This is a genomic window from Winogradskyella thalassocola (assembly GCF_900099995.1).
GTDB lineage: Bacteria > Bacteroidota > Bacteroidia > Flavobacteriales > Flavobacteriaceae > Winogradskyella > Winogradskyella thalassocola.
On the sequence record NZ_FNCZ01000001.1, the window covers coordinates 388,374 to 403,088 of the forward strand.

General features: G+C 32.5%; 8 protein-coding genes. 1 reads left to right on the plus strand and 7 read right to left on the minus strand.

Translation table 11 applies throughout. The features are described from left to right. Positions 1-91: 91 nt before the first annotated feature. Entirely contained in the window at positions 92-673 is a 582-nt protein-coding gene (locus BLT80_RS01655; RefSeq protein ID WP_092465848.1) for a sigma-70 family RNA polymerase sigma factor, read from the minus strand. After that, positions 663-1,637, minus strand: a complete 975-nt coding sequence (locus tag BLT80_RS01660) for a FecR family protein (protein ID WP_092465849.1) — start codon at positions 1,635-1,637, stop codon at positions 663-665. The genes BLT80_RS01655 and BLT80_RS01660 overlap by 11 nt, the downstream gene beginning before the upstream one ends. A 1,011-nt stretch (positions 1,638-2,648) precedes the next feature. On the opposite strand from BLT80_RS01660, the gene BLT80_RS20225 reads away from it, so the two are divergent. Next, positions 2,649-3,464 (plus strand): 5' nucleotidase, NT5C type, encoded by an 816-nt coding sequence (locus BLT80_RS20225; protein ID WP_245710066.1) that lies wholly within the window; start codon positions 2,649-2,651, stop codon positions 3,462-3,464. 427 nt (positions 3,465-3,891) lie between these two features. Here BLT80_RS20225 and BLT80_RS01670 read toward each other — a convergent pair whose 3' ends face one another. From BLT80_RS01670 to BLT80_RS01690, 5 genes are all read right to left on the minus strand, one after another. Then, the gene (locus tag BLT80_RS01670) at positions 3,892-4,734 is read right to left on the minus strand and encodes a T9SS type A sorting domain-containing protein (RefSeq protein WP_092465850.1); all 843 of its coding nucleotides are present in this window, start codon (positions 4,732-4,734) and stop codon (positions 3,892-3,894) included. A 288-nt stretch (positions 4,735-5,022) separates the two neighbouring features. Next, positions 5,023-7,857, minus strand: coding sequence for a sugar-binding domain-containing protein (locus BLT80_RS01675; RefSeq protein WP_092465851.1), 2,835 nt, complete (start codon positions 7,855-7,857; stop codon positions 5,023-5,025). Between the two features lie 19 nt (positions 7,858-7,876). Beyond that, the gene (locus BLT80_RS01680) at positions 7,877-9,862 is read right to left on the minus strand and encodes a sulfatase family protein (protein ID WP_092465852.1); all 1,986 of its coding nucleotides are present in this window, start codon (positions 9,860-9,862) and stop codon (positions 7,877-7,879) included. Continuing rightward, on the minus strand, positions 9,862-11,370 hold the full coding sequence (locus BLT80_RS01685; protein ID WP_092465853.1) for a sulfatase family protein: 1,509 nt from the start codon (positions 11,368-11,370) through the stop codon (positions 9,862-9,864). The genes BLT80_RS01680 and BLT80_RS01685 overlap by 1 nt, the downstream gene beginning before the upstream one ends. Positions 11,371-11,385: 15 nt before the next feature. Then, on the minus strand, positions 11,386-14,688 hold the full coding sequence (locus tag BLT80_RS01690; RefSeq protein ID WP_092465854.1) for a DUF5107 domain-containing protein: 3,303 nt from the start codon (positions 14,686-14,688) through the stop codon (positions 11,386-11,388). Positions 14,689-14,715: the final 27 nt, after the last annotated feature.

Consider the following 14,715-nt stretch of genomic DNA (forward strand, 5'->3'; position numbering starts at 1 on the left):
AAGTTGTAATTTTTTTATGATTCGTTGTGATTGTTATAATCGTTTGAGATTAGAAGGATGGGGTGACGAGTAGCTGTATTTTTAACACATACTATTTTAGCTTATTTATATTTACACTAATATGCTTGAGGGCTAACCCAATATGATTCTCTACGGTTTTAGGGGCTATGTCTAGCAGTTCTGAAATTTCTTTGTATTTAAATCCGTCAATTCTACTCATTTCAAAAATTTGACGTGTTCGTTTTGGTATGGATTCTAAAACATTTTTAATGACATTTCTATTAATTTCTTTTTGTTCGTTAGCAATAATTTCATCTTCGATACTTGGATAAAGACTGCTATTATTTAAGTGGTCTTCATTTTGTAGTGATCTGATTTCGTAATTCTTCTTAACTCTTAGGAGATCGTTTTTTAGTATGGCATAGATATATGATTTTGGATTTTTAATTTTATTAAGCTGGTCTCTATTAGACCATAATGAGATGAAAACATCATCTACTTTTTCTTCTATGATATGACTATTGGATTCGAATAAAACACCAAATCTGCACAGTTTTTGATAGTATTTTTTAAAGAATAGATCGAGCGCTTTAGTATTACCTTCTTGCATTTGTTCAAATAGAAAAAGGTCTTCGTTTTTAATTACTGTATGACGAATGCTTTTAATCTTCATGGTTTTGAGTTATTAGGTATTCGTTATGATTCACCTTCTTTATTTTAACATCAGCAATAAATTCTATTGAATTAATAAATTCATCAATATTTTGTTCTTTAAAAGCACCTGTAATCTTTTTTTGATTAATTTTTTCATCTGTAATCTTAAAGCTTACTCCGTAAAAATTATTTATTTTATATAAGGCGCGTTTGAATATTAAATTATCGAGAATTAACATGTTCTCTTTCCAGGCTAAAGCCTTGGTGATATTGAAGTTTCTTTTAGTAACATCCGAAGTTTTGGTGTTATAAATAAGCTCTTCTTTTGGTAATAAATTAAGACTGTTTTTAGAGGCCTTAATTAATACATTTACTTTACCGCGTTCTAACGAAACTGATTTGTTATCGAAGACTGTGCTAACGTTAAATGCGGTTCCTAAAACCGTAATATTTAAGTCTTCGGTATGGACTATAAAAGGAATTTTTTCATTATGAGTAACATCAAAATAGGCCTCTCCTTTTACATAAACACGCCGTTGATTTTTAAAATCTGAGTTATATTTGATCTCACTTAAGGCATTCAAAACAACTAAACTACTGTCGGGAAGGTAAACCGTTTGCCGCTGACCTTTGTTTGTAGTCACCTGATTTGTATAGCTTAACTCATTTGAAGGTGAAAAATAACCATAGGCTATAAAGATTAAAGTAATTGCAGCAAGACCAATTGTTAAGCTATTAATTACTTTTCTCTTTTGGTTTTTATTACTTAGAACAGCCTTAGATTTTAATTGTATTTCTTCTTGCCCAGGATACTCTTTTAAGCTAGCAGGATAGGTATCCCAAACTAATTTATAATTCTCATACGTTGTTTTTAATTCATAATCTAAAGTCAGTTCTATTTCAAATACAGCTCTAGCGGCTGTAGATAATTCATGTGTTAAATACCGAACGCATTTTCTCTCATTTTTGGTCATATTAATCATGGAGTACTCCTTTTACTACTATGAGTAGAAAATTAGAAAATACCCTCAGTGATTGACATCAAGAGATTGACAAGGAATTATTAAGTAAATGTTAATTGTATTGTTAGAAGGCTTGTTGCGCTATTTTAATAGGTTTAAAGTATAGTACTAAAGAGTCATTAAAACGAAATACAAAAGGAAAGTTTAAAAGATTGGATTAGACAGGGATGATTAAATGAAAACGATATCAAAAACACTTTGTCTTAAATCTTAATGGATTAAGATTAATGGTTGATTAGAAATTCTGGAAGACTAAGTTTAAGAAGCTTTAGATAATGGTTCAAAATCTTTTATTTGCAAAAACCAGAAAAGTATAGATAATTCACACACAACTTTTAGTCTTTGATCCCCTTTTAGTCTTGATCCCATAATGGATCTAAAAGCAAGACATAAACAAAACGCATTAAAACACAAAAAAGCCACTACTTTCGTAATGGCTTTGTTTGCTCCTCTTCTTAGGCTCGAACTAAGGACCCTCTAATTAACAGAGATAAACTGAAAATTCCGCAAAATTAACTATTTGATTTGCAGACTTTTAAAATTTAAAAACACTCTAATTATGAGCCTATAAATTCCATTATTAACTATAATATTAACGGATAATTACGTTTAAACGCCCATCTATCAAGACTTAACGCTGAGGTTCATATCCCCGAAATATTAGTTTTGTTCATTAATTGTAAAATACAAAAGTAAAAGTAATTATTATAGCCTGCAAGAAAGTCTTTAAAATAGCTGCTTGACTCTGTGCATTATTAATTACTTTAATAAGATTTAACTGAATAGTTTACAAGCTCTTTAAAAAAGCAACTATCCGTTATATACATTATGCAATACTCCCATACTTCATAAAAATATAAGAAAAAAAAGCTAACAAAAAATTTAATTGAGTTGGATTAATTAATCCATTTTATTAATTTATAAAATATATTACTCCATTTTATTAATTCAATTAATTACCAATAAAGCTTTATGACAACAATAACTATCGGAAAGATTTTACATAAATACCAAAATTTTCTAACAGAATATGAAGTTAAAAAACTTAGAGAAGTTCAAAGAGGAAAAACCGACTTTCCTACACAAGTCAACGACTTAAAACACGCGTTATTTGGAGAAGAGTGGGATTTCATGACAAAAGAAAACTCAGATACAGGTAACCCCATGTCTCAAGAATACACAGACCGAGTTAATAAAAAAAGAGAAGCTTTTGGGGTGAGTCCTATAAATGACGACGGGTATTCTACAGATAACACTTCTGACATCTTTTGCGAAGAAGTGGTACGACACACCAAAAACTATAAAGAACTCTTAGAGCTTAAAAAGAAGAACGCCAAACAAATTGTTTTTGTAGATATGGATAATGTTTTGGTGAATTTTCAATCAGGAATCGATAAGATTTCAGAGGAAGAAAAACTAAAATATGAAGGTGATTTAGACGATGTACCTGGTATCTTTTCTCTAATGGACCCTTACGAAGGCGCTATTGAAGGCTATAAATGGCTCGCTAAAAACTTTGACACCTACATCCTTTCCACTGCTCCCTGGGATAATCCTTCTGCATGGACAGATAAGTTACTATGGGTCAAAAAACATTTACCTGACGTTGCTTATAAAAGATTAATCCTTTCGCATAACAAACACTTAGCCAAAGGTGATTTTCTCATCGATGATCGTACAGCAAACGGAGCTGAAAATTTCCCTGGGAAACACATCCACTTTAGTGAAAAAGGAAAAGGATTTGAGGATTGGAAAACTGTCATTTCATACATGAAAAATCTCGCCTAAGCGTGAAATACCTATAATATTTTATCCAAATTCAAATTAAGAAGAGAGACGAAATTTTTTATTCCAAAACAACATTAATAATTACTTTCAAAAAAATTATTAAATATAAAAAGAAGAGATAACCATAAATCATTACTTCGATATTTTGAGCAAAATTACAGCGAAAAGACTTCGGAAATAGACATAAAATGACCTTAGAACAACCTTAAAAAAAACAATACTTGGTAAAATCTCTTAACCATTATTAAACAAATCTATCCCGGTGCAGAAAAGAACAAAAACGATCATAAATTAGAAATAACAAATCCTACAAATCAGATACATCAATTATAATTACAAAAGAAAAAAGCTGAACAAAATCAGTTTTGCACAGCTTTAATCATTTAGTATTCTCAATCGATTATTAAACCAATTGACATATATGTCCTTATTGTTTCATTAAACGCTTTGTAATTGAATTACCATTATCATCAGTAATTTTTACGAGATACATACCCGAGGCCAAATCGCTAATATCATAGTGTTCTTGATTAGCAGTAGGCTTTCTATGCATTACTCGCTTTCCTAAAAAATTAAAAACTGAAATATCAGTTATACTAGTATTATCCATAGCTTTTATTTTAAATGCAGAATCTGCTGGATTCGGATATATTGAAATGTTATTTGCAATATCAAAGCTATTTACATGTAATGGATTAGTATCCAAAATACGAATTTCATCTATATAACCAAACATATCTGTATCATTGAGAATTTGCCCAACAGGATCATTTTCAAAACCCATATCAGGATGAATGGATAGTCTATACAAGGTTCCTAAAGTAAATGCCGTAGCAGTTTCATTGTCTTTTATTTCAAAAACAATTTCTTGCCACTCACCTGAAGATGTAGCATCGTATTCATTTAATGGTCTCACAACTTCATTCCCATTATTATCATCTGCCGTAGCATCAAAGCGAATACCTAAATCTGATTGCGAAGGAAAATTAACCATCATACTTAAATATTTGATTTCCGTATCTGATATCATCAAATCATTAACATCAACACCAGCAAAAACCCACCATTGGGCAGCTGTTCTTCTTATTTCTAAACAACTTGAAGTTGTATTTAATCCAGTCATATTAGGGTTCGTTACAACATCAGCTGTCATACCGCCCCCTAAATTTAATAATGCTGCAGAGCCAGCCTCAAAATCGTTAACCATTGTTTGTCCGAAGGATACAAATGCAGTACTTATAGACAAACCTAAAAGTAAAATTTTTTTCATAATGTAATAATTTAGAAATTGTTAGAATATATTTTAGTTTATATCCTATGAAATTACTAGATTCTATAGCCTTACTAATGGAGTATAATTACGACTATATGGATTATATTTCTTTTTAACAATCAATAAATCAATTTATCAACTTACAGCTAATTAATTGATTCAATTACACAAAAGACAACAAGGATATACATAGCACTAATGGATTATTATGTTGTCATAGTTAACTTAAATAACAGGATACACACACTTATGATGTCTAACAGAATTTAAAGATACCTACTAAATCTATTCATCATAAATATCTGTAGTCGAGAAACTACCTTTTGATTTATCTAACTGAATTCTCTTAAGCGCATCGAATTTAATTGTCTTCGAAGGATTAAATGCTTCACTTTCCATATAATTCAATAAACTATGACGAAGTTGTCTAGCAACTGGTCTTTCATTCAGTTTTGTGGTTAAATCAATAGAGGAAAAAATTAATTTACCATCACCAACTTTGGCTTCAAAGACATTTGATAAATGATGATTTGTTACAAAATTATCAATAACTCTAACCAATGGAGTTACATCTAACGAATCCGTAATAACAGATTTTGAATTGATACATAAATCCCACCATTGCCAGTCTGTGTGCATACTAGTTGGAAAACTTTTAAAAGCGGCATGTTCTTCATCCAATAAAACTCCCATCGTAGCAGGTTGATTCGGAAAATGTACTGGACTCCAAAAAACCGGAACAAAACGACCTTCTATACCTTCTAAATTATTAAAATCTGGATTTAACAAAACATTCTTACCTTCCTTTAATGCCTCAGCTGCTTTCACAAATGATGTTGTAATCACAATACCCTTTGGTTCAACAGGCACTTCTTTTGGATAAACCCAAATATTCCAACTGTTCTTATACTTAGTATTTTTTAAACTTACCGTAATGGTTAATTGCTGTGCTTGTTGTGGATTAACAGAAAAATCTATTAAACCTAAATCTGTATTATTACCAATTTTCAAGTCTACATTATCAATGGTTCCCTTTTTCACCTCAACTCCTTTTTTATCTGTAATCGTCCAAACTATGGTCTCCTGTTTTTTCTCTTCAAAAAAGTTAGCAAACTCTATACTAGCTTCAAATGTTTCACCAGCTTCATAAACTGCTTTTTCAAATCTAATTAAAGGGACCATCTCGCTATTGAACTGACTAAATTCCTCTGCTGAAATCACACCTTTAGATTCCCAAAAAGCATTTAACAATCCAACCAAAGCAGTTCCCTGTCCGGGAAAATCTTGAAGTTGCAACAACTGAAATCCATCAAAACTAGGTGTTTTTAATGCACGCTCAATCTCCTCTTTATATAACAGTGCAGCTAACTTACCAGAAGCGAATGTGAAATCTGGTGCTAATTCTAAAAGTCCTTTTTTCTCAAGATCTTGTTTTACTGCAACAAAGTTTAAAGGCTCTAAAAGTCCCGTATATTTTTCTATCTCACTCATATCTGGATAAACAGAGTATTGTCCAATTTCATGAGAAATTAAAGGAATCTCTATGTGCGCTGAACCAGATGAATAGTCTGCATCAAAATGTGGAGATTTAGAATTAAAAATGCCTTGTCCTCTAATCCATCCCCTATCAGTCCATTGTGTGATAAAAAACTCATCTTCTATCTCTGGACGAGTTCCTGTAGGTTTTTGAAACGAAAATGCTGTTGTTGCATATAAATGACGATTGTCTTCCTTTTTTAGATCAGCAACCATAGTATTTAACACACTTATATCTCCTTGCAATTCGTTACCCATCGCCATAAAAATAAAAGAAGGATGATTGCCATAATCTTTGATAATTTTTTGAGCTTCCTCTTTTAAGAACTCTGTAGTTGCTGAGTCTTCACCAACCTCTAAACTCCAATGTGGTAACTCAACTTGATAATAAAAACCTGCTTCATCAGCAGCTTCAAAAGCGGCTTTAGGTGGGCACCATGAATGAAAACGTAAATGATTTAGTCCATAAGCTTTAGCCTGTTTAATGAGTTTTGCCCAATCTGATTTATCCGTAGGGGGATATCCTGTTAATGGAAAAATGACACACTCAAGATTACCTCTTAAAAATATACGTTTATCATTAAGTAATAAATCTCCGGTTTTAGAACTCACCCATTTATAACCAAAAGAGGTTTGAACATTTCCAGAATTTGTTATGACCTCAACGTTGTATAAATTTGGGTTGAATTCATCCCATAGTTCTAGATTACTTGGTCTATTGATTTCAAATTCAATAATACCATTTTGCTGTTTATTAACAACTATCTTTTCATTAAAAATTTCCTCTCCACTAGTAGACTTTATGACGCAATTAACATTTTCACCTTTGCCTATTTCCTGCTGAAAAGTAACCTTCAATTTATTCAGTTCTGCATTTGGATACACCTGTAAATTTTTAGGTTGATTTTTACCCAAAGCCCTAAGTTCAATATCGCCAAGAATACCATTCCATTTAATTTGTGTATGGTTCGTATAGGCATGAGCCATATCTTGATTTACCTTGTCTGGATACCTCGTACCCGCAACATTTATATTTGGAAATTTATTAGAATTATCTATTACTATAGTAAGCAAATGTTTACCGGGAGCAATATTATCGGTAAATTCAAACTCATGCTTGCCAATTAAACTATTTGCAGAACCTATTTCTTGACCGTCTAAATACACTGTAGATTCCCAAATGATACGCTCTAAACTCAACACCACATTTTGGCCTTTCCATGCACTAGGAATTTCAATCTCTTTTTGATACCATGCTTTACCAATGTACTGATGTTTCCTGGTTAAATTAGACATTACATAGTTGTTAATGGCAGGCTTTAAAGTGTTCGGCTTTCCTAAACCCGCATCATCTAAGGTTCCTGGCAATTCTATTTTAGAACCTTCAAATTTTGTAGCCGACCAATCCTCAGAAATTCCAATATTTGTTGAATCTAATTTAACATCCCAAGTACCAGATAAATTTATATCTGTAATTTTTTCATCTTTACATGACGTTATACTCAACAGTAATGCGAATAGTAAAATAAAACCTCTATTTTTATTAAAGATGAATTGCGTTTTGTTCAATTGATTTTGAATCATTGTATTGAATTTATATAATTTATTGTTTATTATTATCTACCATACCTTCCAAAGTCATAAAGTCTAAGCAAGATGCCTTTACTTTATAAACCGAAGTTGTATTGTACGTCTGAGTTACCTGTGACCTAAAGGCACTTCTATCATCAAAATATAGTGTATAATTAATGGCAGAAAGCGCTAAATGAGGATTCTCGTCAAGGATGCAAGCTTTTAACACTTCACTCGATTTACTATCTGCACTATTAGAGTAGATAGTCGCTGCAATGTTTATTAAAACAGGCGAATAAGTATCTTTTAAATAAGGCTTCATTTGCTCTAAAACCTCTAAACTTAAGTTAGTTCTTAAATGATATAATCCTAGAGATGCCCAATATCTGACAATTTCATTTTCACTTTTAAGATATTTCAAAAATTGAGACGCATCGTCATTCTTACCAACTAAATTAGCAACTTCAAAGATGTTTTTTAAGTCAAATTGTTCCCCGTCCATCCTAAACTGATATGGTGTACTATTTTTAGAAATTTCACCTAATTCGTATTCAGGTAAAAAATGAACATCCCTTTCTTTTAGAATTTCAGTTTTAAGACGCGCTCGCATGGTTTTTAAAATCTCTTGATGTGCTTCAGAATTAACTAAATTAAATTCTTCCCATGTATCATTCTTTAAGTCATATAAAACTTCAGGAGGTTTATTTCTAAACATATTACTTTGGAATTCATTCAGTTTACCGTTATCATAATCTTCTCGCATGTGTTGGGTAATTTCTCCAATATCTATGTAGTGTATGTATTTTACCTCGGGAAAAAAAGGCATAAAATTTCTCGAATATAAGTACCTTCCATCTGTAATGGTACGCGTCATATCTAATCCATTATCCGCTCTATCTGTAGAAAGGTATGTGTACTGCTTTTCAGGTTTTGGTTGTTTACCTAAAAAAGGACGTCCCTTCATGTAGCTCGGAATTTCAATTCCGGTAATTTGTAATAACGTCGGTGCTAAATCTTCAAAATCAATGATATTATCTGTTACAATTCCACCTGTTCCCCAAGGTGACAAGTGCTTATATTTTTCTGGAAACCAAATAATAAAAGGCACTCTATAACCTAAACCAATACCATTAGTTTTGCCTCGTGGAATACCTTCTCCATGATCCGCAAAAATAAAAACGATGGTATCATCCATTAGATTATCTTCATGAAGTCGGTGAAGAATATTTCCTATTTTAATATCGGTAAGCTTAATGGAATTATAAACTCTTGCTACTTGTTTTCGCATGGCATCCGTATCACGATATATTGGTGGCATATCAAAAGCTTCATCTGAAATTACATGCTTTGTATGAAATCTATTTAATGCTTCTGGCTGTATTGGAATTAATTTGGCATTTTTAGGCAAATCCTCATCAGTATTATCAGAAGTTTTTTGTTTAGGTTGTAAATACTGAAGCACATTTTTTTCGTACCATTCATAAGGCATACTCATCGTACGCGATTGGTGTGAGTCTGGAATATTAAAAACTGAAAAAAATGGCTGATTGTCCTCACGGTTCCACCAGCCGGCTTGATTAGAACTTTCGTGCCATGTCTCTTTTGTAAATTGGTTGACATTAGCAATATTATAATCAGTTTTACTATTGTTAGTTACATAATAGCCGTTGTCCTTTAAATATTTAGGAAAGCCCTTGATTTCTATTGGAATTGGAAAACTACTTCGGTGATTACCACTTCCCATTTTATAAGTAGGTACACCTGTAATTATAGCACTCCGACTAGGGGAACAAACTGTACCTTTAGAAAAAGCACTTTCAAACCTAACTCCTTGACTTGCCATAAAATCCATAACTGGTGTTTCTGCGTTTTCATTTCCATAACAGCCAATAAATTGTGGTGAAGTATCTTCTATAGTTACCCATAAGATGTTTGGTTTGTCTTGCCCTGAAACACTAGTCGCAATACCTACAAACACAAATAATTGAAAACATCTTCTGATTATTTTAAATCTCATTATTTCAATATTTTTTCTAATTGTTTTCCCATTTGCTTTACTATTTCAGGAAATGCTTTGTAAACATTATTAGTTTCTAATGGATCTTCGTCGAGATTAAAGAGTTGCACTTCTTTTCTAAATCCTGGATCAACAAATTTTTGAGCTATCCAACGTGGTACATCCTCATTTTTCGGCTTTATGTACTTCCATTTACCCATACGCAATCCAAATGTATATGCTTCTTCAAGTAAAAACTCACGTCCATTTTTTGATTTACCTAACCAAGATTTTAAATAATCTTTACTGTCTGGCGCTGCCCCTTTTTCTACTTTTTGATTTACCAGTTTAGCTATAGATCGATATAAATCTACTTGAGACAGCAGCGCATCACTAGTACCCGGCTCTACCTCTTTTGGCCAATGTACAATTGTAGGCATTCTTGTACCAGCTTCATAAATTGAATACTTGGCACCTCTATAACCACCACCAGGTTTATGCTCTCCTACTAATTCACGAGCATAATCCAAATAACCATCATCTAGAATTGGACCATTATCACTTGTAAAAATGATAAGAGTATTATCTAATAGGTTAGCTGCTTGTAATTGTTCAGTTATTTGGCCAACACACCAATCCATTTGAGCTATTACATCTCCTCTAGGCCCCATGGTACTACTTTCAACAAACTTTATATTGGCCACTCTCGGCTGATGAATATCGTGTAAGGAAAAATATAAAAAGAAAGGATTATCTTTATTACCTTGTATAAAGTCAGATGCTTTCTCTGATAGAACAAAAGGAATATCTTCATCCACCCAAAGCGCATCCTCACCACCTTTCATATAACCAATGCGACTAATTCCATTAATAATTGCTCCTTGATGGTAAGGATCCGTATGCATTTTCAATAATTCAGGATGCTGAAATCCCCAAGGGTATCCATCGATTCTTGTACCATAACTCACAAAAATAGGATCTTCAGGATTCAAACCTACAACTATCTGATTTTCTAAATAGACACAAGGAACTCGATCACCTGTTGCAGGAATTAAAAAGCTATAATCAAAGCCTAGTTCTTCTGGACCTAAAGGAACTTTTTTATTCCAGTCAATTTTTCCTTTTCCTAGACCTAAGTGCCATTTCCCAACAACGCCTGTTTTATAACCTGCTTTTTGTAACATAGCAGGTAAGGTCTCTTTATTGGGATCGATAATCAGAGGTGCATCACCCTCTAAAATAGCTGCATTATTTCTAAAAGCATAACTCCCTGTTAAAAGAGAATATCTAGACGGTGTACACGTTGCCGAAGAACTATGAGCATCAGTAAAGTTTAAACCATTTTTAGCAAGCTTATCGACATGAGGTGTTTCAACTCCAATCGCACCATTAACACCAATATCTCCAAAACCCAAATCATCTACATAAATAATTACAATGTTTGGTTTTTGCTGTTGAGCAAAAACCAAACTAGTAATGACTAGAAAAATAGCCGAAATTATATTTGCATAAATTGATTTGTAACACATAGTTCTTATAGTGTTTTAAAGTGATACTTCTACTAATCTTGAATGAATGTGAGCTGGTATATGAAATAAATTGGCCTCAGTTACTTTAGCAAAAGCCTCCAACGCTTCTTTATGATTCCCTAAACCTAATTGACCAAGACCTATTAGATAATTACAGTTAATTTTATTGATATCATTTAAGTCTTCTTCCCATATCAATAAATCTGGTAACGAAATTGCAAAGTAATCCAATTTCACATCATCATTCATATGTGTTTCTCCGTAATTCAAAAGATTATTAAAGCGGATATTAGCGTCATTGTCTCTTCCTAATTTTTGTAAGGCTAAACCTTGATAGAATATTTTATCTGGTTGCTGGTCGTTATAAAATATAGCAGGACTAGGATCACTTAAGCCTTTTGATGCATTATCAAAAAAACAATTCGCTTCATTATCGTTATCTAAACCATTATAAGCACAACCCAACCAATAATCAATATCATTTTCAACGGTTCCAAGTAGTTTTCCTTCCCCTAGATTATGAGGATATTCTTTGGCCTCATTCAGTAACTCAATAGCACGACTATAATTTTTTAAATTAATTTCTTCTTTAGCTAATTCTACATGACATGTTATATATTGAAATGGTACCTTTCCTTCACCTCCTTCCCATGGATGGAATTGACGATTTTGGATTAGCTCTTTCGCTGTTTTAAATTCACCTTTTAAATTATACAAACTTATACGCTCTAAATATAAATCATCTCTAGAATTGGTCAACTCTAAGTGTTTTTCTAAAAGTTCTAGACGATCAGCGATCGATACATTATTTTTTTTATAGAATTGATCTAGCTCCATTAACAAACGTGCATCTGTATTGTCTAGATCAAAGGCACGTTCTAAATGCTGCTTAGCTAACTCTTTTTGATTGGTTTTATTAAAATATAGCAACGCTAGATTACGATGAGTAATCGCAAATGAATCATCTAATTTAACCGAAGTTTCCCAGCATTCTTGAGCTTCCGAGTATTGCCTAGATGCGTACCAGAAATTCCCTAAATAATAAAATGCCCTTGCATCTGTTGGATTCGCTTCACAAGCTGATTGTAATGCTAAAACTTCCTCTATTTTATTTGGAAAACAATAATCTGCTGACATTGTTGAAGCTTTTTGATAGCTCTCTAATGCATTTGCATTATCTCCGTTTTGACTATAGTACCAACCCATAAAATAGTATACCATTGGGTAAACAGTTTCATTCTTTGCAGTATAAACTTTTAGTAATGAAATAGCATCTTCAAACTGGCCTGCCATAGCATAATCTAAAGAAAATTCAATATAATTATGAGCATAGCCTCTTAATAAGTTTTCAAACACTGCTAAATGATCTGGTTTGTTTGAAATCACAAAACGTTCATATAATACTCCAAAATTAAATTTATCGATTTCTAAAGACGCTTCAATTAAATTCTTAGCATCTTCTATTCTTCCTAATTTTCTAAGAATAATAACCTTTAAATGTCTCGCTTTATGATTATGCCAATTCTTAATTAAAGCTTTATCGACAAGTTCCAAAGCTTTGTCTAAATCTCCTCTAAAACAATCAATTTGTGCTAGATTAAAATAACCAGCATCCTGCCATTGTGCATTCCAACATGCTTTAAAAAAACTGGCATAGGCCTCTTCCTTTTTTCCAAAGAAATTTAAAGCAACACCTCGATTAAAATAGGGTTCTCCATCATAAGGATTTGGGTTATGATTTGTTAGTGTGTCTATTGCCGTATCGAAATATGAAATAGCTTTTTCCAATTGCCCTTTTCTAAGATACAAAAGACCAATAGCATTATTATTGCGAACATCTCCTGGTGATCTTCGTAATGCCTCCTCATAATAATCCATTGGATTAAAAGTTGCATGCCTATATTGCTCCAAATGCAGCCCTTGCAAGAACAGAGCATCTACAGTATCGATTTCACTTGGAGCTTTTGCAGCTTTTGCAGGTTCAGGAATTTCAATAGACAAATCTTTATCCGGTGTCCAGGACACTAAAAGATTACCCTCTTTATCTAGCACAGAAATTATTAAGTCTTCAAATTTATATCCCTCAATAGAAATAGCTTTTTCAAAACCGTGTTCTGGAGAAAGTTGAACAATATCCTCAAATAAAATAACTTCCTTATTCTTTAAAACAATTTTACTGTCCTTATATTCAGCAGTAACATGAACTTTTATTAATGCTTTACCATCAATAATTTCTAAATTTACCAGAGCTTCTTTTGTTGCATTCTTAACCATACCAACATTATAATATGGCATGAAATATTGCTTAAAACTTTTCTCTTCATAAGGGTGCATCCAAGTAAAATCTGGTTGATTATCTGTATAAACACCACACATTAATTCTATGTATGGACCATCTTCGTCTGTTAAGTTTCTATCCCATGCTCTACCAAAATCCCCATTACCCCAAGTCCATTGTTTTTTTCCTGGTGATACATTATGATCAGCGATATGCAATAATCCTCCTTTAGTATCATTCTCATAACCTCCAACGAAATCGTATTTTGAGGTTATTGCCATATAACTTGTTGGTACAGGAATATTCTTGTAATTAGAAATATCTGTTCCAGGAGAATAATCTACTTTATAATATTCTCCTTTCGCAATTGGAAATTCTGAAACATCGCGCTTACCATGATCAAAAACTGCATTTACATCTGGTGGAAATACAGATTGATAATGATCATTCACAGCCACAGCAGGATTCGCCCACCATAAAAATGTTTGCGGATGTGGAGTTCTATTGTATAATTGCGCTTTTATTTCTAAATAAGCTTTGTCTGGGTGCAATGTAAAGCCGGCCATACCTTTTGTACGGAACATACGCTCTAGCTCACTTACCCAAATCGTTTTACTTCCATCTTCATTGTCTTCTATATAGAAATCTGTTGGATCATAAGTACTTGGTCTATGGTGCTGTGGCCAGTTAAACTCAATACCACCAGAAATCCATGGACCAGTTAAACCAACTAATGCTGGTTTAATAACATGGTTATGATATACAAAATGACGCTCTCTAATTTTATCATAGGCCATTTGAATTCTACCGCCTAGAACAGGTAAAACCATTATTTTTATATAATCATTTTCAATAAAAATAGCATCCCATTCTTTATCTACTTTGGTGTCACTAATTTTTTCTATTACTGGATTAGGATATACCGCGCCACTACTAGCTTGATATACACGTTTTTCTAAAAAAACTGGATATTTTTCTGGTGTTCCAACTTCATAGGTAGGTATGATTACCTTTTCTTTCCAAGCTTTTACAATTCTCATATCTATAATACTTTTAATCTACGATAT

Coding starts and splice junctions, on each gene's coding strand:
- BLT80_RS01655 (WP_092465848.1), bottom strand. CDS start 673: ATGAAGATTAAAAGCATTCGTCATACAGTAATTAAAAACGAAGACCTT.
- BLT80_RS01660 (WP_092465849.1), bottom strand. CDS start 1,637: ATGATTAATATGACCAAAAATGAGAGAAAATGCGTTCGGTATTTAACA.
- BLT80_RS20225 (WP_245710066.1), top strand. CDS start 2,649: ATGACAACAATAACTATCGGAAAGATTTTACATAAATACCAAAATTTT.
- BLT80_RS01670 (WP_092465850.1), bottom strand. CDS start 4,734: ATGAAAAAAATTTTACTTTTAGGTTTGTCTATAAGTACTGCATTTGTA.
- BLT80_RS01675 (WP_092465851.1), bottom strand. CDS start 7,857: ATGATTCAAAATCAATTGAACAAAACGCAATTCATCTTTAATAAAAAT.
- BLT80_RS01680 (WP_092465852.1), bottom strand. CDS start 9,862: ATGAGATTTAAAATAATCAGAAGATGTTTTCAATTATTTGTGTTTGTA.
- BLT80_RS01685 (WP_092465853.1), bottom strand. CDS start 11,370: ATGTGTTACAAATCAATTTATGCAAATATAATTTCGGCTATTTTTCTA.
- BLT80_RS01690 (WP_092465854.1), bottom strand. CDS start 14,688: ATGAGAATTGTAAAAGCTTGGAAAGAAAAGGTAATCATACCTACCTAT.